Genomic DNA, 18,070 nt, shown 5'->3' on the forward strand with positions numbered 1-18,070 from the left:
CCACGATCCTTCTTCCTTCGGAGCCACGGATGCGCCTGTCCTTCTGTCTGTACGCCTGCCTGCTCCTGCCCTGCGCCATCACCACTGCTGCGACCCCATCGGTACAGACAGATGACATCGCCCGATTCTGGAGTACCTACGATGCGGTGCTTGCCGAGCCCGATGGCGCGCAGCGGGTGGCCCTGGTCCGGCAGCACTACATCGAGCCGGGTAGTGCCGGCCTGCATGCACTGATGAAGGTGCGCAACTACACCGCCGTCGAGTACGCCGACGCAATGCTCGCCTGGCCGCGCTTCTGGGCCTCGGTGCGGCCGCTGACCGCCAACGCCCAGCAGGCCAGCGCCATGCTTGAGCGGGATCTGGCGGCGTTCCGCAGGCTCTACCCCGCCCTGCGCCCGGCCAGCATCACCTATGCCGTGGGCGTGCTGCGCACAGGTGGCACCACGCTGGGCAACCAGGTGCTGATAGGCGCGGAGATGGCACTCGGCGATGCAAGCGTGGATGTCAGTGAACTGCCGGAGCCGTTGCGCAGCCGCCTTCGGGTCTTCTACGACAGCACTCCCGGCGCGAACAACGCGCAGAACAACCTGCACGAGTACGTGCACACCCAGCAGCGCGAGACCACCGGCTCGCTTGCGCAGTACGCGGTGCTCGAAGGCGTGGCCGAGTACATCGCCGAACGGATCAGCGGTCGCCGACCGGCGCTGCCGCTGTACACCTACGGGCCGTTGCACGAATCCGACATCCGCACTCGCTTCATCGCCGAGATGGACGGCGATGATCTGGACAACTGGCTGTACAACAACGCCCGCAACGCGTTCGGGGTGAGTGATGTGGGCTACTACGCGGGGTATCGCATCGCGCAGGAGTACATGCGGCAGCAGGCCGAGGAGAAGGCGGGGATCGCGCGGATGATCGAGCTGGATTACACAGATCCGGCCACGGTGCGGGCGTTTATCGAGGCGTCGGGGTGGTTGCAGCAGCGGTAGCGCCGGACCGTGCCCGGCGCACAGTGCCAACCAAGGTTGGCACCTACCATTGGGGCATCAGCCCCCATTACCTCAGGCGTACAGCGTCGGGTCGGCCACGCCGGCGTCGGTGAAGCCCTGCGCACGCAGGCGGCAGGCGTCGCAATGGCCACAGGCCGCGCCGTTGGCATCGGCGTTGTAGCAGGACACGGTCAGGCCGAAGTCCACGCCCAGGCGCACGCCTTCGCTGACGATCTGGCCCTTGCTGAGGAACTGCAGCGGCGCATGCACGGTGATGCCCGCGCCTTCCACGCCCGACTTGGTCGCCAGGTTGGCCAGCGTCTGGAAGGCGGCGATGAACTCGGGACGGCAATCCGGGTAACCGGAGTAGTCCACGGCGTTGACGCCGCAGAAGATGTCGTTGGCACCGAGCACTTCGGCCCAGCCCAAGGCCAACGACAGCATGATGGTGTTGCGCGCCGGCACGTAGGTGACCGGGATGCCTTCGCCGCCCGCCTCGGGCACATCGATGTCATCGGTAAGCGCCGAGCCGCCGATGCTGCGCAGGTCCACGTCCACGGTCTTGTGCACGATCACGCCCTGGGCCTTGGCCACGCGCGCGGCGGCATCCAGCTCGGAGGTATGGCGCTGGCCGTAACGCACGCTCAGGGCATGCACGGCGAAGCCCTGTTCCTGGGCCATGGCGATGACGGCGGCTGAATCCATGCCGCCGGAGAGAAGCACGACTGCCTTCTTCATGGGTAAATCATCCGGTTTGGGGGAAAAGCCAGCACGCTGTCCCGCGCCGGAACTACATCAAGGAACAACAAACGGGCTCAGCGGCCCGGTTCGTCATTCCAGAGAATCTTATGCAACTGCATCTGGAAGCGCACCGGCAACCGGTCTTCCACGATCCAGTCCGCCAGCTGGCGGGCAGTGATCTCGCCCTTGCTGGGCGAGAAGAACACCATCGTGCGCTGTACCAGTTCGTGTTCGGCGACCATGGCCTTGGCCCAGTCGTAGTCTTCGCGGTTGCAGATCACGAACTTGATCTGGTCGCGCGTGGTCAGCAGCGGCAGGTTCTCCAGCCGGTTGCGGGCGACCTCGGCCGAGCCGGGGGTCTTGATGTCGACCACACGCGACACGCGCGGATCGACCGCGCCGACGTCCAGCGCACCGGAGGTTTCCAGCGACACATCCAGGCCGGCATCACACAGCTTCTGCAGCAGCACCAGGCAGCGCTTCTGTGCCAGCGGCTCGCCGCCGGTCACACAGACGTGACGCACGCCCTGCGCCAGCACCTCGGCGACGATGTCATCGATGTCCCACCAGGTGCCGCCGTGGAAGGCGTACGCGGTGTCGCAGTACTGGCAGCGCAGCGGGCAACCGGTCAGGCGCACGAACACGGTCGGCCAACCAGCGGTATCGGCTTCGCCCTGCAGCGAGGTGAAGATCTCGGTGATCTTCAGGCGCGGCAGTGGCGACTGCACGATTTCGCTGGGCGTGGCGACGGCGGCGGACGGGGAAACGGCGGTCATGGCAAACAATTCTTCATGGGACGGGCGACGGATGTATCGGCGCCGGAAACGAAAGCAGCCGAGCATGGGCTCGGCTCTACAGGAGGCTGCCGGGAGTCAGCCCGGCGCCAGGGTGCGTATTGTACGCCCGGTCAGCGGATCAGCGGATCTGATTGCCGAGGCGGATCGATTGCAGGCGGTCCTGCGCGGTACGCGCGGCATCCGAGCCCGGGTATTGCGCCACGACGGTCTCCAGCGTCTGCTGGGCCTGGTCGACCTTGCCCTCGCCATACTGCGAGAGGCCGACCTTGAGCAGGCCACCTGCGGCCTTGTCGTGGGTGGGATAGCGCGAGAGCAGTTCGCGGAACTGGGACTCGGCCATCGGGAAATTGCGGGTAGCGTAGTAGCTCTCGCCCAGCCAGTACAGCGCATTGGGGGCGTAGACACCGTTCGGGTACAGCTCCAGGAAGCTCAGGAACAGCTGCGCCGAATCATCGTACTTGCCTGCCTTCAACGCATCGAAAGCCACGTTGTAGGACGTACGCTCGTCACCGGTGACGGCCAGGCTGCCCGGGTCACCATGGACGGAAGGCGGCCGCTCGGAAGTGGCCGCCGCTGCGGGTTTTGCCGGGGCTGTAGGAGCCTTCGGTGCGCTCGCCGGAACAGCAGGCAGGGCCGGGGCGGCAGAGCCCCCTTCCAACCGGTTCAGGCGGCTGTCCAGATCCAGGTACTGGTCCTGGGCGGACTGCTTGAGCTGGGCGTTGTCGTGCTGGAGTTGCTCGATCGAGGCCTGCAGGCTGGTGACCTGCTGCCGCAGCTGGTTGATCTGGTTCAACAGGTCCTGGTTGGCACTGTTGTTGTACATCTGCTGCTCGAGCGAACCGACACGGTCGGCCAGACTCTGACGTTGTGCATGCGCCGGTGCGGCAGCCACGAGGGCTGCCGCAACGACCAGCATCAGTTTGATGCCAAGGCGCATGGATTACTGCGCGGTGTAGACGATTTCGACGCGACGGTTCTGCGACCAGCAGGACTCGTTCGACTCGGTGCAGACCGGACGCTCTTCACCGTAGGACACGACGGTCAGCTGCGAAGCCGAGCCACCGTTGGCCTGCAGCGCCGAGTTGACGCCGTTGCCACGACGCTCGCCCAGAGCTTGGTTGTACGCGCGCGAACCGCGCTCGTCGGTGTGGCCCTGCAGGGTGATGCGCGAAGACGGACGGTCACGCAGGTACTTGGCGTGGCAAGCCATGATGGCCTGGAATTCCGGCTTCACTTCTTCCTTGTCCAGGTCGAAGTAGACAACGCGCTGACGCAGGCAGGCATCGGTGTCCAGATCGCCCGGGCCGTACAGGCCGGAGGTGGACGGACCGGTCGGGGTGGTGGTCGAGGTGCCGGTATCGACCGGAGCCGGGACTTCTTCCTTGACCTTCTTCGAGCAACCGGCCAGGACGGCCACGGACAGCAGGGAAACAAGCAGAACGCGGGTGGACTTGTTCATGGCGATACCTTTGTGGCTCCTAAGCCGATGAGGGGTTCAATACAGAGAAAATATTAACACTCTTTTAGCGCTGGGTACGGTATGGGGACCATGCCGGCTCGCGCACATCACCGTCTGCCAGGACCAGGCGCTGGCGCACGCGCGCGTCGGCCGAGACGGCGTACAGCACACCACGACCACCCTCACGGGCGGCATACAGCACCATGCTCGCGTTGGGCGCGAAGCTCGGCGATTCGTCCAGCGAACCCGGCGACAGCGTGCTCCAGCGCGGCGAGCCCAGCGAGCTGTCCATCAGCGCGATCTTGTAGCTGTTGCCCGAACCCTGGGCGACAGCGATCTTCTTGCCGTCGTAGGACACCGACGGCTTGGCGTTGTAGTTGCCCTGGAAGGTCACACGCTCGGCGCTGCCACCACCGGCCCCGACCTTGTAGACCTGCGGACGGCCGCCGCGATCAGAGGTGAAGTACACCGCGCTGCCGTCCGGGGCCCAGGTCGGCTCGGTGTCGATGGCGAAGTGGTTGGTCAGCTGGGTCAGCTGCTTGCTGCCCAGGTCCATCACGTAGATTTCCGGGTTGCCCGAACGCGACAGGGTCAGGGCCAGCTTGCGGCCGTCCGGCGAGAAGGCCGGTGCGCTGTTGATGCCGCGGAAGCTGGTGACCAGTTCACGGGCGCCGGTGGAGATGTTCTGGATGTAGATGGCGGAGTTGCCACGCTCGAAGCTGACGTAGGCCAGCTTGTTGCCATCCGGGCTCCACGACGGCGACAGCAGCGGCTCCGCCGAACGCACGATGGTCTGCGGGTTGAAGCCGTCCGAATCGGCGACCATCAGCGCATAGCGCATGGCGTCGCCCTTGCCGCTGGCGGTCACGTAGGCGATGCGGGTCCAGAAGGCGCCACGGACACCGGTGATCTTTTCGTAGATGGCGTCGGCCATCTGGTGGGCGACGTCGCGCATGGCGTTGCCGCGCGCGGTCATCGCCAGGCCCAGCAGGCGCTCGCCCTTGGGCACGTCGAACAGTTCGTACTCGACGCGGTAGGCGCCGGCGCCGGCATCCATGACCCGGCCGACGACGATGTAGTTCTGCTTCAGCGCGCGCCAGGTGGCGAACTGGATGTCACCGCCACGGATCGGCTTTTCCACGATCTGCGCTTCGGGCAGCGTGCGGAACTGGCCCGAACGCTCGAGATCGGCACGGACCACACCGGCGACGTCGGTCTGCGGGGCGGCGGCCGAACCCTGGTAGGGCATCGGCACGATGGTGATCGGGAGGGCGGAGGCATTGCCGCCGATGATGTCGATATCCAGCCCCTTCTGCTGCGCGACGGCAGCAAAGGGCAGCAACAGAGCCGCAAACACGGCAAGCCAGCGAGGCATCTTCTTCATGGAGAGCTCAAAAAAGGGAAACCGGAACGAGGGATAGCAAAACGGCAGTGAACCGCTTCGCAATCATGAACCAAGGGTACGTGAATTCCGGGTCAGTGCCAGCCGGTTCTCTCACATGCCGTTAACGTCGCGGCCAACTTCCGTGCGGATGACTCGCCCAAAGCATGGCTTGGACGGCACCATACGATCCAGAGTCAGAGGCGTCATCGGATGACGGGACAGCCCCACAGGGCTGCCCTGCCCCTGCGCCTCAGCGATCCTGGGCGGTGAAGGTGAAGTTGATCGTGCGCGCGAACACCTGCTCGAAGCCTCGGTACGGCAAGGGCTGGGCGTTGAGCACGGCGGCTTCGATCGAGCGCTTGCCGGCCTCGTCGAACGGGCAGCCGGCGCTGACCGTAGCGCTGCGGACCGTCCCACCCGGCAGCTGGTTGATGGTGATCTGGCAGCGTTGGCCCAGCGGAACACTGTCCGGACGCACCCACTGCGCCAGCACCTTGGCCTGGATGGCCGCAGCGTACTTGGCAGACAGGTCGTCACTGCTGCCACCACCACCGGCAGCCGGCTGAGCGGCGCCGCTGGCGCCTGCAGCAGCAGTGCCGGCAGCGTTACGCGCGGCAGCGACCTGGCGCAGCTTCTGCTCGGCCAGCTTGGCTTCCTTCTCGGCCTGCTCGCGGCGGGCACGGATGTCGGCGATCTTCTTCTGCTTCTCGGCCTCGGCCTTGTCGGCCGCCAGACGCTCCTGCTCGGCCTGCTTCTTCTTGGCGTCCGCTTCCTGCTGCTTGGCCAGGCGCAGCTTCTGCTCGGCCTCTTCCTGGCGCTTGCGCTCGGTCAGGTCGATCTGCTCCTGGCGGCGCTTGGCTTCCTGCTCCTGCTTGGCCTTTTCCTGCGAGATCGCCAACGCGCTGACCGCATCCTGGTCCTTGGTGTCGGGCTGCGCCACGCGCTCCTGCGCCTGTTGCTGCTGCGGCGTCGGCGCGTCCTGCGGGCGCGGCTCTTCAATTGGCTGCGGCGGCGGGATGGTGTCTTCCGGCACCGGGATCGGCTCGGCCACCGGCGGCGGCAGGTCTTCCAGCTTCTCCGACTGGCGCAGGGCCTGGCGCGCGGCAGCCGCCTCGGAGGCGGACAGCGCCAGGCTGGCCTCCACCGAGGGATCGCCTGCGGCGGCATCGGTATTGCGCTGGGGCGACCACAGCCAGGCGCCGATGAAGATCAGCGCCACCAGCAGGTGCACCAGCACGGCCAGCACCAGGGGCAGGCCCCAGCCCGGTTCCTCCGTATGCGGCGGCGGCAGGGCGTCAGCGTGCATCGGTGGCCAGGCTCACCTTGTCGACGTGGGCACGCTTGATCACATCCATCGCATCGATGACCTTTTCATAGGCCACGGCACGGTCGGCGGCGACGATCACGCGCACGTCCTTGTCCTGCGCGGCGATGCCGGACAGGTGGCCCTGCAGTTCCTCGGCGGTGACTGCGGTGGGTTCCTTGGCGTCGGGCAGCTTGAGGCTGAGCTGGCCGTCCTGACGCACCGAGACGATCAACGGATCCTGCTTGCTTTCCAGCGCCTTGGCGTTGGAATTGGGCAGGTCGACGTCGAAGGTCAGGGTGAGCATGGGCGCGGTGACCATGAAGATGATCAACAGCACCAGCATGACGTCGATATAGGGAACGACGTTGATTTCCGATTTCAGCTTGCGGCGCTTGCGGCGACCGATGGCAGCGGACATGGCTTGGACTCCCGGGTCTGGCGCTTACTCGTCGCCAGCGCTCTGGCGCTGCAGGATCGAGCTGAACTCGTCGGCGAAGGTCTCGAAACGCACCGACATGCGCTCCACGCGGGTGGTGAAGCGGTTGTAGGCCCACACTGCCGGAATCGCCACGAACAGGCCGATGGCGGTGGCGAACAGCGCTTCGGAGATGCCCGGGGCGACGGCGGCGATACCGGCCTGGGCACCGCTGCTGATCATGTCGTGCATGGTCACCATGATGCCGAACACGGTGCCGACAAGGCCCACGTACGGGGCGGTCGAGCCGATGTTGGCCAGCAGTTCCAGGTTGCGCTCGAGCTGGTCGACTTCACGGGTATAGGTGGTGCGCATCGCGCGCTGGGCACCTTCCAGCTGCGCGCGGCCATCCAGCCGGCGCTTGTCGCGCAGGCGGGTGTACTCGCGGAAACCGGCTTCGAAGATCGCTTCCAGGCCGCCGACATTGCGGCTGCGGTCGGTGGCCGAGCTGTACAGCTTGCCCAGGTCGGCACCGGACCAGAAGCGGTTCTCGAACTCGTCGGCTTCGCGGGTGGCCTGCTTGAAGATGCGGGCCTTGCGGAAAATGATCACCCAGCTGACGAACGAGCCGACCAGCAGCGCCAGCACGATGATCTTCACCGGCAGGCTGGCCTTGGCCATCAGTTCGAGGTAGTTGATGCCGCCGCCGGTGGTGGCCTGGGCAAGGGTCTGGGTCGCGGCATTGCTGACGTCAGCCGGCAAAGCCTCGGTGACCGTGGCCTGCAGGGCCAGGAGCGTTGCGATCATCCGTTGTTCCTCAAGAGTTCTGTTCGGATTCGGGGTGGAGGTGGGGTTGCAGCGCGGCAAGGACCAGATCGTCCATGCCACGCGGGCGGAAACTGGCCGCGTCCAGTGCGGCGATGCGGACCTGCGCGGACAGCAGCAGCTGGCCGTCGCGCAGGACCTGCTGGTCGAAGACCATGCTGGCCTTTTTCAGCTGGACCAGGCTGGCGCTGACCTGCAGCTGGTCATCCAGCCGTGCCGGCTTGATGAAGTCCATCTGCATGGAGCGCACCGCGAAGACCATGCCGTGCTCGGACCGCATGCGCTCCTGGCCGTAGCCCAGCGCACGCATCCATTCGGTCCGGGCCCGTTCCATGAAGGCCACGTAGCGGGCGTGGTAAACCACTCCGCCAGCGTCGGTATCTTCCCAGTAAATGCGTGTCGGCCAACTGAATCGGGGTTCAACCGACATCGGGGACCTCGGCGAACAGATCCTGCGGCGGGTTTTTCGGCTTCAGGCCCATGTGCCGGTAGGCCTTGTGGGTGGCCATGCGGCCGCGCGCGGTGCGCACCAGGTAGCCCTGCTGGATCAGGTACGGCTCGACCACGTCTTCCAGCGTGCCGCGCTCTTCGGACAGCGCTGCGGCGAGCGACTCGATGCCAACCGGACCACCGTCGAAGTAGTCGACCATGGTCTTCAGCAGCCGGCGGTCAAGCTCGTCGAAGCCTTCCGGGTCGACCTTGAGCATCTGCATCGCCGCCTGGGCCACGGTCTGGTCGATGTGGCCACCGGCCTTGACCTGGGCGTAATCGCGCACGCGGCGCAGCAGGCGGTTGGCGATACGCGGGGTGCCACGCGCGCGGCGCGCGATCTCCCCTGCCCCGTCGGCGGTGCAGTCGATGGCCAGGATGGCGGCCGAGCGACGCACGATGCGGGTCAGTTCTTCGACGCTGTAGAACTCCAGGCGCTGGACGATGCCGAAGCGGTCGCGCAGCGGCGCGGTCAACAGACCGGCACGGGTGGTGGCGCCGATCAGGGTGAACGGCGGCAGATCGATCTTGATCGAGCGCGCCGCTGGGCCCTCGCCGATCATGATGTCGATCTGGAAATCTTCCATCGCCGGGTACAGCACTTCTTCCACCACCGGCGACAGGCGATGGATCTCGTCGATGAACAGCACATCGTGCGGCTGCAGGTTGGTCAGCAGCGCAGCCAGATCGCCGGCCTTTTCGATCACCGGGCCGGAGGTCACGCGCAGGGCCACGCCCAGTTCGTTGGCGATGACATGGCTGAGGGTGGTCTTGCCCAGGCCGGGCGGGCCGAAGATCAGCACGTGGTCCAGCGCATCGCCACGACCCTTGGCGGCCTGGATGTAGATATCCATCTGCTCGCGCACCGGCACCTGGCCGAGGTAGTCGGCAAGTCGCTTGGGTCGGATGCTGGCGTCGGCGGCGTCATCCTCGCGGGTGGCGCCGGCGGCGATGATGCGGTCGTCGGTCATGTGCTGATTATGCGGCAAAAACGGGGGGATTCGGCCGGGCTGCGCCCGGCACCCGCGGAGGCCAAAGCAACGGCAACAGCCGAAGCAAGAGCAGAAGCAGGTTTCCCGAGGGATGGCGGGGTGGGCCCGCCTTCGACAGATCTGCGCAATCTGCCGGAATGGCATGGTCTGCTCTTGGTAGGTGTCGACCTTGGTCGACACGGTGGATCCACGCCATGCGTGGATGGAGCCGGAGGGCACGAACATGGGGTCAGAGCCCTTTTCCTGAGGAAAAGGGATCCGACCCCGTGCGGTCAGATCTCCACCTGTGCTCCGAGCTCCACCAACCGGTTGCCCGGAATGCGGAAGAAGCCCGTCGCCGGGGCGGCGTTCCTGTGCATCAGCGCGAACAGCTTGTCGCGCCAGATCGGCATGCCACGGTTGGCGGTGGCGACGATGGTTTCGCGGCTGGCGAAGAAGGTGGTGTCCATCGGGTCGAAGTAGATGCCGCCGTGGTCGCACGAGCGCATCAGCGCCAGCGGGACGTCGGGGGTCTCCATGAAGCCGAAACGCACGTAGACGCGGTAGAACTCATCGCCCACCGATTCGATCTTGAGGCGCTGCCCCTCCGCCGCGTACGGCACCGGCAGGGTCACCACGTGCAGGAACACGTTGCGCTCGTGCAGCACCTTGTTGTGCTTGAGGTTGTGCATCAGCGCATGCGGGGCCACGGTCGGGTCGGCGGTGAGGAACACCGCAGTGCCCGGTACGCGTACCGGCGGCGCCAGCATCAGGCCCGGCAGGAAGGTGTCGATGCGGATGCCGTCCTTGCGGATCTCGTCGCGCAGCAGTTCGCGGCCACGGCGCCAGGTGCGCATCATGGTGAACAGGAAGATGCCCAGCACCACCGGGAACCAGGCGCCCTGCAGCAGCTTGGCGCCATTGGCGATGACAAAGCCCAGATCGATGACGAAGAACACCACGCACAGCGGCAGGATCCAGTTGCGCGCCTTGGGCCACAGCGAACGGGCGACCAGGGCCAGCAGCAGGGTATCGATCAGCATGGTGGCCGACACCGAGATGCCGTAGGCCACGGCCAGGTTGGACGAGCTGCGGAAGGCCAGCACCAGGCCGATCACCATCACCGCGATGCCCCAGTTGATGCCGGGGATGTAGATCTGGCCGATGGTGTCGTGCGAGGTGTGCTTGATGCGCATGCGCGGGATGTAACCCAGCTGCATGGCCTGGCGCGAGACCGAGAACGCACCGGTGATGACCGACTGCGAGGCGATCACTGCGGCCATCGTGGCCAGCACGATCATCGGGTACAGCGCCCACGACGGTACCGCCTCGAAGAACGGGTTCTTCACCGCCTCGGGGTGGTTGAGCACCAGCGCGCCCTGCCCCAGGTAGTTCAGCACCAGGCACGGCAGCACGAAGAAGTACCAGGCGTGGCGGATCGGCTTGGCACCGAAGTGGCCCATGTCGGCATACAGCGCCTCGCCACCGGTCACCGCCAGCACCACCGCGCCGAGGATGAAGATGCTGTGCCAGCCGTGTTCCATGAAGAAGCGGATCGCCCACCACGGGTTGAACGCTTTCAGCACTTCCGGCGCATCGACGATGTTGTAGATGCCGATCGCCGCCAGCGAGATGAACCAGATCGAGGTGATGGGACCGAACAGCTTGCCGATCTTCTCGGTGCCAAAGCGCTGCACCGCGAACACCGCCAGCAGCACCACCACGGTGATCGGCACGATGAAGGCATGCAGCCCGGGGGCCGCCACCTCAAGGCCTTCGACAGCGCCCAGCACCGATATCGCTGGCGTGATCACGCCGTCACCGAAGAACAGCGAGGCGCCGAAGATGCCGAGGATGCCGACCACGTACGCCGAGCGTGACCCGTTGCGCAGCGTGCGCTGGGTCAGCGCCATCAGCGCCATGATGCCGCCCTCACCGTCATTGTCGGCGCGCATGATGATGGTCACGTACTTCAGGGTGACCACGATGTTCAGCGCCCAGAACGCCAGCGACAGCACGCCCAGCACGGTGTCATGGTCGCTGCTGAGCCCGTAGTGCGGCGAGAACGCCTCCTTCAGGGTGTACAGCGGGCTGGTGCCGATATCGCCGAAGACCACGCCGATCGCACCGATGATCAGCGCCAGCCCCCCGGCGGGGGGAGCGTGACCATGGCCGCCATGGGCGGCGGTGTGCGGGGTTTGACTGCTGGACATGGGGCTCCTGGCGAAGCTCAGGGTGTAATGGGAAAGGAAACGGAGCGGCTCAGCGCAGCGCCGATTGCAGGGCCTTGCGGATGACCATGGCCACTTCGTCGCCCTCGTTGAAGGCTTCGCGCGCCATCCGCGCCGCCTCGGTCGGCTTGTAGCCCAGCTGCTGCAGCGCCACGGTGGCATCGGACAGCGGATCGGCCGGGGCCGGGCCACTGCCGGTCGGCAGTGCGCCACCGGCGCCGAACTGCGCCGCGCGGTCACGCAGCTCCAGCACCATGCGCTCGGCGGTCTTCTTGCCGATGCCCGGGATGCGGGTCAGCGCGGTGATGTCACCGGCCTGGACCATGCGTGCGAATTCTTCGACGGTGACGCCGGACAGCACGGCCAGCGCGATCTTCGCGCCGATGCCGCTGACCCGCTGCACGTCGCGGAACAGGCGGCGCTCGCCTTCGCGCAGGAAGCCGTACAGCGAGACGCTGTCTTCCTTCTGCGAATAGTGGGTGTAGAGGATGACCTCACGGCCGAGCTCGGGCAGGTCGTAGAAGGTGCTCATCGGCGCCTCCAGCTCGTAGCCCACTCCGTTGACGTCCACCACCAGCCACGGCGGCGCCTTGTAGGCGACGATTCCGCGCAGTCGACCGATCATTGCGTGCAGCTCCTCATTTGCGACCCCACGCCTGGCGGGCAGTCAGCCCCAGGCGGTTGGCCGTTGCCCTTACGTGGGCATGCGTGATGGCCACGGCCAACGCGTCGGCCGCGTCGGCCTGCAGCTTGGTTTTCAGGTTGAGCATGAGCCCGACCATGTGTTGAACCTGTTGCTTTTCGGCGCCGCCACGACCGACCACCGCCAGCTTGATCTCGCTGGCAGCGTATTCGTGCACGGGCAGGTCGCGCAGCACCACCGCCGAAATCGCCGCGCCACGGGCCTGGCCCAGCTTCAGCGCCGAGTCGGGGTTGCGTGCCATGAACACCTTTTCGATGGCCACTTCCTGCGGCTGGTACTCGTGGCACAGCTCGGCCAGGCCCAGCACCAGCAGCTTCATGCGCTGCGGGAAGTCGTCGGCCCCGAGCAGCACCAGCGGCTGGTGATGCACGTGGCTGACCCGGCCGCTGGCGTCGACGTCGATGATGCCGACCCCGGTCCGTTGTGAACCCGGGTCAATGCCGAGAATACGGGTCATGCGGCACGCACACTGGCGCCGCTGATCCGGGAAGGACGCATGCGGCGGTGATGGCTGGAAACGTCTGGGGTCATCATGGTCCGCATTGTCCGCTCACCGGCCGCCAAAGGCGACCGGTGGAGCGTACGTTCAGGCGTAGGCGTCCGCGCCGAGATCGGCGTTGGAGTAAACGTCCTGCACGTCGTCGAGGTCTTCCAGCATGTCCAGCAGCTTCTTGACCTGCAGGACGGTGTCGCCCTCGACCTTGATGTCGTTGTCGGCGCGGAAGGTCAGCTCGGCATGGTCCGGCGTGCGGCCGGCCGCCTGCATCGCATCCTTGACCGCGTGGAAGCTGTCCGCGGCGGTGAGCACGTCGATCGCGCCATCCTCCGGGTAGACCACGATGTCATCCGCACCGGCCTCGATGGCCGCTTCGGAGATGGCATCCTCATCGGCGCCAGCGGCGAAGTGCAGCACGCCCACGCGCTTGAACATGAAGCTGACCGAGCCTTCGGTGCCCATGTTGCCGCCGCACTTGCTGAACGCATGGCGGACATCGGCCACGGTGCGCACGCGGTTGTCGGTCAGGCAATCGACGATGACGGCCACGCCACCGGGCGCGTAGCCCTCGTAGCGGATCTCTTCGTACTCGACGCCTTCCAGTTCACCGGTGGCCTTCTTGATGGCGCGCTCGATCACGTCCTTGGACATGTTCGCGGTCAACGCTTTGTCCACGGCCACACGCAGGCGCGGGTTGTTGTTGGGGTCGCCTCCACCGCCGCGCGCGGCGACGCCGATCTCACGGATGATCTTGGTGAAAATCTTGCCGCGCTTCGCGTCAGACGCGTTTTTGCGGTTCTCGATGGAGGGGCCTCTACCCATGGGTCTTTCCGTACGTGCGTTGATGGATAAGGCCGCGGATTCTACCTGATCGGGCCCGGCGACCGTGTCGAGGGCGGACAGATGCCGCAGGGCACGGCGCCCCGGTAGCGCCGGGCCATGCCCGGCGAGTGCAGCGGCGCTGGGTGACGTCGCTCAGGCCGCAGCGGCGTCGCGGCCATGGTCGAACTGGCCATGGCGGAGGAAATGCGCGGTCTGTCGCGCGGCATCGGGCGACACCACCAGGCCGCTGTGGCTGGTGCGCACCACGCAGTGGTCGGACAGGCCCGGCAGGCGGGTCTCGGCCAGTGCCACGGTACCGTCGGAATCATCATCCAGCGCCCCGAGCAGGCTGCCCAGCCCATGTGGCACCGAGCCGGCGATCAGGCCGACCGCAGCCTTGCCCTGCCAGTCCGGCAGCCCGTCCAGCAGCAGTTCGCTGCTGCGGCCCAGGGCCAGGCCCCAACCATGTTCGGACAACGAGCGTGCGGTGCCACTGCCACGCAGTGGCGAACCCAGGCAGACCACGCGCTGCACGGGCAGCTGCGGCTGCCGGCGCAGGGCTTCCAGCGCCAGCAGGCCGCCAAGGCTGTGCCCGACCAGCGACAGCGGGCCGGCGTCTGCCAGCCGCTCCAGCAACTGCGGGACGGCCACATCGGGGCCGCCGAATACGGACGAGTAGCCAAAGGTATGGACCTGGAAGCCGCGCGCGCGCAGGCGCCAGGCCAGTGGCCCGACCCAGGCACGGGCATTCCAGATGCCATGCAACAACAGAACGGGGGGAGTCATGTGCGACAGCCTGGCGGTCAGCGGGGCGGAACTACGGTGATTGAACAGAAGCCAGGGGCAAGCGGCGGTGAACGGCTTCAGGCCGGATGCGGCAGACGGCGCAGGATGAACTCAAGATCGTTGGTATCGCCCACCGGGAACAGGTACTCGCCGGCCTTTTCGAAACCATACCGGGCGTAGAAACGCTGGGCACCGAAGTTTTCCGACCACACACCCAGCCACAGCGTGCGCGGGCCGTCGCGTTCCAACCAGGTCAGCGCGGTTTCCAGCAGGCGGCTGCCCCAGCCGCAACTCTGCTGCGTCTTGACCAGGTACAGGCGCTTGAGTTCGCCGTCACCGGGCTTCACGTCCGGATGCGGCAGCCCACAGGGGCCGGCGGCGGCGTGGCCGACCGCCTCCCCATCCAGCTCCAGCAGCCACACCGCGTAATCGGGGTGGCCCAGGATCGTGCGCTGGCGCTCGACCGTGTAGGACTCGTCGATGAAGTCCTGCAGGTCCTGCGGCGGATACAGATGGCCGAAGGTTTCGGTGAACGTGCGCGCGGCCAGCGCCGACAGGGTCGGCGCGTCGTCCACAGTGGCGCGGCGGATCGAATACATGGGTCGAGTTGACGTCAGGACAACGGTTCGGGTCAAGCCCGCTCCGCCGGTTCCTTGCCGTCTTCTTCCTCTTCCTCTTCTTCGTATTCCTCGTCGTCCTCTTCTTCCTCGCCTTCTTCCTCTTCTTCGCCTTCCTCGTCCTCGTCGTACTCTTCCTCTTCGTCGTCTTCGTAATCCTCGACGCCGAAGTCTTCACCGTCCCAGCGACCTTCGCCGTCGGCGACGAAGGTCAGGGCCATGGCCGACGGGTTGGTACCGACGCGGACCAGCCAACCACCGAAGACACGTGCACGCTCGGTGACCAGGTTGGCCTCGGAGCCTTCATTGCCCAGCTTTTCCCACTCCAGCGAAAACGCAAACTCGGTCATTGCCTGGATCTCCTGATCAGTTTTTCTTGGGGCGAACCTGGATGTGCACTTCGGCCAGCTGCTCGTCGACGATCGGCGACGGCGCGTCGGTCATCAGATCCTGTGCACCGGTGGTCTTCGGGAACGGGATGACGTCGCGGATCGACTCGGTGCCGGCCATCAGCGCGGCGATACGGTCGATACCGAAGGCGATGCCACCGTGCGGCGGCGCGCCGTAGTTCAGCGCGTCGAGCAGGAAGCCGAACTTGGCACGGGCCTCTTCGGCACCGATGCCGAGCAGCTCGAACACCGCGCTCTGCATGTCGGGGCGGTGGATACGGATCGAACCGCCGCCGATTTCATTGCCGTTGAGCACCATGTCGTAGCCGCGCGAAACGGCCGTCTTGGCGTGCGCGCGCAGATCGGCGATGTCGTCCACGGCCGGCGCGGTGAAGGGGTGATGCAGGGCGACGTAGCGCTGTGCTTCCTCGTCCCACTCGAACATCGGGAAGTCGGTAACCCACAGCGGCGCCCAACCGTCGGCGACCAGGTTGAAGTCCTTGCCGGCCTTCAGGCGCAGCGCGCCCATGAAGTCGGACACCTTGTTGTAGCCGCCGGCACCGAAGAACACGATGTCGCCGTTGCCGGCGCCGACATGGGCCACCAGCGCAGCGAAGCCTTCTTCGCTGAAGAACTTCTGGATCGGCGAGCTGACTTCACCGTTCTCGCCCACCTTGATGTACGCCAGGCCCTTCGCGCCGTACTTGGCGGCGTGCGCGGCGTACTCATCGATCTGCTTGCGCGACAGGCTGGCACCACCCGGGATGCGCAGCGCGGCGACGCGGCCATCGGCATCGTTGGCAGCCGCGGTGAACACCGGGAATTCGCTGGTCTTGACCAGTTCGGCCACGTCCACCAGTTCCAGCGCGATGCGCAGGTCCGGCTTGTCCGAGCCGTAGCGACGCATCGCCTCGGCCCAGGTCATGCGCGGGAAGCTGGCCTCCAGTTCGACGTCGACCACTTCCTTGAAGATGCCGCGGATCATGTCTTCGACGAAATCCTGCACGTCGCGCTCGCGGACGAAGGCGAACTCCATGTCCAGCTGGGTGAATTCCAGCTGGCGGTCGGCGCGCAGGGCCTCGTCGCGGAAGCAGCGCGCGATCTGGTAGTAGCGGTCGAAGCCGGCCACCATCAGGATCTGCTTGAACAGCTGCGGGCTCTGCGGCAGGGCGTAGAACTCGCCGGGGTGCATGCGCGCCGGCACCAGGAAGTCGCGTGCGCCTTCCGGGGTGGCCTTGGTCAGGATCGGGGTTTCGATGTCCTGGAAGCCCTTTTCGTCCAGGTGGCGGCGCAGGGCCTGCACCAGCTTGATGCGGGTGCGCTGCATGCGCTGCATTTCCGGACGGCGCAGGTCCAGGTAGCGGTACTTCAGGCGGGTTTCTTCGCCCGGGTTCTCGTGGGCGTGGAACGGCAGCGGCGCGGCCTTGTTCAGCACGGTGATGGCAGTGGCGATCACTTCCACCTTGCCGGTGCGCAGCTTGTCGTTGACCGCGTGGCGGGCGCGCACGACGCCTTCCACCTGCAGCACGTCTTCATAGCCCAGGCTGGCGGCCACGGCGAACACTTCGGCGTTGTCGAGCTCCACCGTCACCTGCACGATGCCTTCATGATCGCGGAGATCGATGAAGCAGACGCCGCCCTGGTTACGGGCCACGTCGGTCCAGCCGGCGAGGGTGACAGTCTGGCCAATCAGGGTCTCATCGACCAGGCCGCAGAAGTGGGTACGCATGGGGGGAAAGCTCCGCTGGAGAACGCCGGCGCCTGATGGGGGCCGGAAAGCCTCTTATTCTGCGGCCGAGGCCCCGGCCGGGGCAAATGCAGACGGTCACGCGGGCTTGATCGCCCCCGTCCTTATAGTCGCGCACCTACTCCCGTATGGGGATGTCGCCATGAAACCGCAGTCCCTGGCCAGCCTGGCCGTGATCCTCGGTACCTTTACCGCGCTCGCCCTGCCCTCCGCCCCTGCCGCCGCGCAGGACGGGGTGGTTCGCTGCGAGAGCCAGAACAACCGCGAACGTGTCTGCAACACCGGCTGGCGCGACGCGCAGCTGGTCCGCCAACTGTCCGGCTCGGCCTGCGTGGAGGGCCGCACCTGGGGCACCCGCAATGGCAGCATCTGGGTCAACAACGGCTGCCGCGCCGAATTCACCCAGGGCCGTGGTGGCTGGGGTGGCGGCAACGGCGGCGGTTGGGGGGGCGGCAACGGCAACGGCGGCACCGTGCGCTGCGAAAGCCAGGACAACCGCGAACGCAGCTGCCCGGTCGGTTGGCGCAACGCGCGCGTGGTCCGGCAGATATCCGGCACCCAATGCGTGGAGGGCCAGAACTGGGGCGTGCGCAACGGCGCCATCTGGGTCAACCGCGGCTGCCGCGCCGAGTTCGCCGAAGCCCGCGGAGGCTGGGGCGGCGGCAATGGTGGGGGCAATGGCGGCGGCTGGGGGGGCGGCAACAGCAACTACACCGTGACCTGCAGCAGCAACAACAACCGCCAGCAGAGCTGCAACTGGGATGAACGCCAGGGCCGGCCGGTGCTGCAGCAGCAGCTGTCCGGCAGTGCCTGCCAGGAAGGCCGGACCTGGGGTTACTCGCGCGGCAACGTGTGGGTCAGCAACGGCTGCCGGGCGCGCTTCGGCACGCGTTGAGGGGTAGC

Annotated in this window: 20 protein-coding genes; 2 read left to right on the forward strand and 18 right to left on the reverse strand. The window is 66.4% G+C overall.

The annotated features are described in order from the left end of the window. Positions 1-29 precede the first annotated feature (29 nt). Complete coding sequence (locus HFK18_RS08070; RefSeq protein WP_180165663.1) at positions 30-989, forward strand: DUF2268 domain-containing putative Zn-dependent protease; 960 nt, start codon at positions 30-32, stop codon at positions 987-989. Between the two features lie 72 nt (positions 990-1,061). Here the strand turns inward: HFK18_RS08070 and queC are convergent, their stop codons facing one another. The 18 genes from queC to aspS form a co-directional block, all read right to left on the reverse strand. Next, complete coding sequence (gene queC, locus HFK18_RS08075; RefSeq protein WP_180165665.1) at positions 1,062-1,727, reverse strand: 7-cyano-7-deazaguanine synthase QueC; 666 nt, start codon at positions 1,725-1,727, stop codon at positions 1,062-1,064. Positions 1,728-1,804: 77 nt separating this feature from the next. Further along, complete coding sequence (queE, locus tag HFK18_RS08080) at positions 1,805-2,506, reverse strand: 7-carboxy-7-deazaguanine synthase QueE (protein WP_100553344.1); 702 nt, start codon at positions 2,504-2,506, stop codon at positions 1,805-1,807. A 139-nt stretch (positions 2,507-2,645) separates the two neighbouring features. Then, the gene (ybgF, locus tag HFK18_RS08085) at positions 2,646-3,464 is read right to left on the reverse strand and encodes a tol-pal system protein YbgF (RefSeq protein ID WP_180165667.1); all 819 of its coding nucleotides are present in this window, start codon (positions 3,462-3,464) and stop codon (positions 2,646-2,648) included. 3 nt (positions 3,465-3,467) lie between these two features. Continuing rightward, the gene (gene pal, locus HFK18_RS08090) at positions 3,468-3,986 is read right to left on the reverse strand and encodes a peptidoglycan-associated lipoprotein Pal (RefSeq protein WP_180165669.1); all 519 of its coding nucleotides are present in this window, start codon (positions 3,984-3,986) and stop codon (positions 3,468-3,470) included. A 64-nt stretch (positions 3,987-4,050) separates the two neighbouring features. Further along, a complete protein-coding gene (gene tolB / locus HFK18_RS08095) occupies positions 4,051-5,370 on the reverse strand; it encodes a Tol-Pal system beta propeller repeat protein TolB (RefSeq protein WP_100460130.1) in 1,320 nt (439 codons plus the stop codon). A 250-nt stretch (positions 5,371-5,620) separates the two neighbouring features. Further along, positions 5,621-6,676: a cell envelope integrity protein TolA gene (gene tolA, locus HFK18_RS08100; protein WP_180165670.1), complete on the reverse strand. Its 1,056-nt coding sequence runs from the start codon at positions 6,674-6,676 to the stop codon at positions 5,621-5,623. Beyond that, entirely contained in the window at positions 6,666-7,094 is a 429-nt protein-coding gene (tolR, locus tag HFK18_RS08105) for a protein TolR (protein ID WP_100553348.1), read from the reverse strand. The genes tolA and tolR overlap by 11 nt, the downstream gene beginning before the upstream one ends. A gap of 24 nt (positions 7,095-7,118) precedes the next feature. After that, positions 7,119-7,898, reverse strand: a complete 780-nt coding sequence (gene tolQ / locus HFK18_RS08110; RefSeq protein WP_025874672.1) for a protein TolQ — start codon at positions 7,896-7,898, stop codon at positions 7,119-7,121. A 10-nt stretch (positions 7,899-7,908) separates the two neighbouring features. Further along, positions 7,909-8,346, reverse strand: coding sequence for a tol-pal system-associated acyl-CoA thioesterase (gene ybgC, locus HFK18_RS08115; protein WP_180165672.1), 438 nt, complete (start codon positions 8,344-8,346; stop codon positions 7,909-7,911). Then, entirely contained in the window at positions 8,336-9,376 is a 1,041-nt protein-coding gene (gene ruvB / locus HFK18_RS08120; protein ID WP_180165674.1) for a Holliday junction branch migration DNA helicase RuvB, read from the reverse strand. Before ruvB ends, ybgC begins: the two co-directional genes overlap by 11 nt. A gap of 293 nt (positions 9,377-9,669) precedes the next feature. After that, entirely contained in the window at positions 9,670-11,589 is a 1,920-nt protein-coding gene (locus HFK18_RS08125) for a potassium transporter Kup (protein WP_180165676.1), read from the reverse strand. Positions 11,590-11,638: 49 nt separating this feature from the next. Beyond that, positions 11,639-12,232 (reverse strand): Holliday junction branch migration protein RuvA, encoded by a 594-nt coding sequence (ruvA, locus tag HFK18_RS08130; RefSeq protein WP_089236562.1) that lies wholly within the window; start codon positions 12,230-12,232, stop codon positions 11,639-11,641. 13 nt (positions 12,233-12,245) lie between these two features. Continuing rightward, a complete protein-coding gene (gene ruvC, locus HFK18_RS08135; RefSeq protein ID WP_089236563.1) occupies positions 12,246-12,767 on the reverse strand; it encodes a crossover junction endodeoxyribonuclease RuvC in 522 nt (173 codons plus the stop codon). 129 nt (positions 12,768-12,896) lie between these two features. Continuing rightward, positions 12,897-13,628 carry a YebC/PmpR family DNA-binding transcriptional regulator gene (locus tag HFK18_RS08140; RefSeq protein WP_180165678.1) on the reverse strand — a complete coding sequence of 244 codons (732 nt, stop codon included), beginning with the start codon at positions 13,626-13,628 and terminating at the stop codon, positions 12,897-12,899. Positions 13,629-13,781: 153 nt separating this feature from the next. Beyond that, entirely contained in the window at positions 13,782-14,414 is a 633-nt protein-coding gene (locus HFK18_RS08145) for an alpha/beta fold hydrolase (protein WP_089236565.1), read from the reverse strand. A 77-nt stretch (positions 14,415-14,491) separates the two neighbouring features. Next, complete coding sequence (locus tag HFK18_RS08150) at positions 14,492-15,013, reverse strand: GNAT family N-acetyltransferase (RefSeq protein ID WP_180165680.1); 522 nt, start codon at positions 15,011-15,013, stop codon at positions 14,492-14,494. Positions 15,014-15,045: 32 nt separating this feature from the next. Continuing rightward, positions 15,046-15,381: a DNA primase gene (locus HFK18_RS08155; protein WP_180165682.1), complete on the reverse strand. Its 336-nt coding sequence runs from the start codon at positions 15,379-15,381 to the stop codon at positions 15,046-15,048. A 16-nt stretch (positions 15,382-15,397) separates the two neighbouring features. Beyond that, positions 15,398-17,149, reverse strand: a complete 1,752-nt coding sequence (gene aspS / locus HFK18_RS08160; RefSeq protein WP_180165684.1) for an aspartate--tRNA ligase — start codon at positions 17,147-17,149, stop codon at positions 15,398-15,400. A gap of 160 nt (positions 17,150-17,309) precedes the next feature. Here aspS and HFK18_RS08165 point away from each other — a divergent pair, with 160 nt between their 5' ends. Then, positions 17,310-18,062 (forward strand): DUF3011 domain-containing protein, encoded by a 753-nt coding sequence (locus HFK18_RS08165; RefSeq protein WP_180165686.1) that lies wholly within the window; start codon positions 17,310-17,312, stop codon positions 18,060-18,062. Positions 18,063-18,070 lie beyond the last annotated feature (8 nt).

The organism is Stenotrophomonas sp. SbOxS2, assembly GCF_013416715.1.
Lineage (GTDB): Bacteria > Pseudomonadota > Gammaproteobacteria > Xanthomonadales > Xanthomonadaceae > Stenotrophomonas > Stenotrophomonas lactitubi.

Coding starts and splice junctions, on each gene's coding strand:
- pal (WP_180165669.1), bottom strand. CDS start 3,986: ATGAACAAGTCCACCCGCGTTCTGCTTGTTTCCCTGCTGTCCGTGGCC.
- tolB (WP_100460130.1), bottom strand. CDS start 5,370: ATGAAGAAGATGCCTCGCTGGCTTGCCGTGTTTGCGGCTCTGTTGCTG.
- aspS (WP_180165684.1), bottom strand. CDS start 17,149: ATGCGTACCCACTTCTGCGGCCTGGTCGATGAGACCCTGATTGGCCAG.
- queC (WP_180165665.1), bottom strand. CDS start 1,727: ATGAAGAAGGCAGTCGTGCTTCTCTCCGGCGGCATGGATTCAGCCGCC.
- tolQ (WP_025874672.1), bottom strand. CDS start 7,898: ATGATCGCAACGCTCCTGGCCCTGCAGGCCACGGTCACCGAGGCTTTG.
- ruvC (WP_089236563.1), bottom strand. CDS start 12,767: ATGACCCGTATTCTCGGCATTGACCCGGGTTCACAACGGACCGGGGTC.
- ruvB (WP_180165674.1), bottom strand. CDS start 9,376: ATGACCGACGACCGCATCATCGCCGCCGGCGCCACCCGCGAGGATGAC.
- HFK18_RS08070 (WP_180165663.1), top strand. CDS start 30: ATGCGCCTGTCCTTCTGTCTGTACGCCTGCCTGCTCCTGCCCTGCGCC.
- HFK18_RS08140 (WP_180165678.1), bottom strand. CDS start 13,628: ATGGGTAGAGGCCCCTCCATCGAGAACCGCAAAAACGCGTCTGACGCG.
- queE (WP_100553344.1), bottom strand. CDS start 2,506: ATGACCGCCGTTTCCCCGTCCGCCGCCGTCGCCACGCCCAGCGAAATC.
- HFK18_RS08165 (WP_180165686.1), top strand. CDS start 17,310: ATGAAACCGCAGTCCCTGGCCAGCCTGGCCGTGATCCTCGGTACCTTT.
- HFK18_RS08125 (WP_180165676.1), bottom strand. CDS start 11,589: ATGTCCAGCAGTCAAACCCCGCACACCGCCGCCCATGGCGGCCATGGT.
- ybgF (WP_180165667.1), bottom strand. CDS start 3,464: ATGCGCCTTGGCATCAAACTGATGCTGGTCGTTGCGGCAGCCCTCGTG.
- HFK18_RS08145 (WP_089236565.1), bottom strand. CDS start 14,414: ATGACTCCCCCCGTTCTGTTGTTGCATGGCATCTGGAATGCCCGTGCC.
- ybgC (WP_180165672.1), bottom strand. CDS start 8,346: ATGTCGGTTGAACCCCGATTCAGTTGGCCGACACGCATTTACTGGGAA.
- tolR (WP_100553348.1), bottom strand. CDS start 7,094: ATGTCCGCTGCCATCGGTCGCCGCAAGCGCCGCAAGCTGAAATCGGAA.
- ruvA (WP_089236562.1), bottom strand. CDS start 12,232: ATGATCGGTCGACTGCGCGGAATCGTCGCCTACAAGGCGCCGCCGTGG.
- tolA (WP_180165670.1), bottom strand. CDS start 6,676: ATGCACGCTGACGCCCTGCCGCCGCCGCATACGGAGGAACCGGGCTGG.
- HFK18_RS08150 (WP_180165680.1), bottom strand. CDS start 15,013: ATGTATTCGATCCGCCGCGCCACTGTGGACGACGCGCCGACCCTGTCG.
- HFK18_RS08155 (WP_180165682.1), bottom strand. CDS start 15,381: ATGACCGAGTTTGCGTTTTCGCTGGAGTGGGAAAAGCTGGGCAATGAA.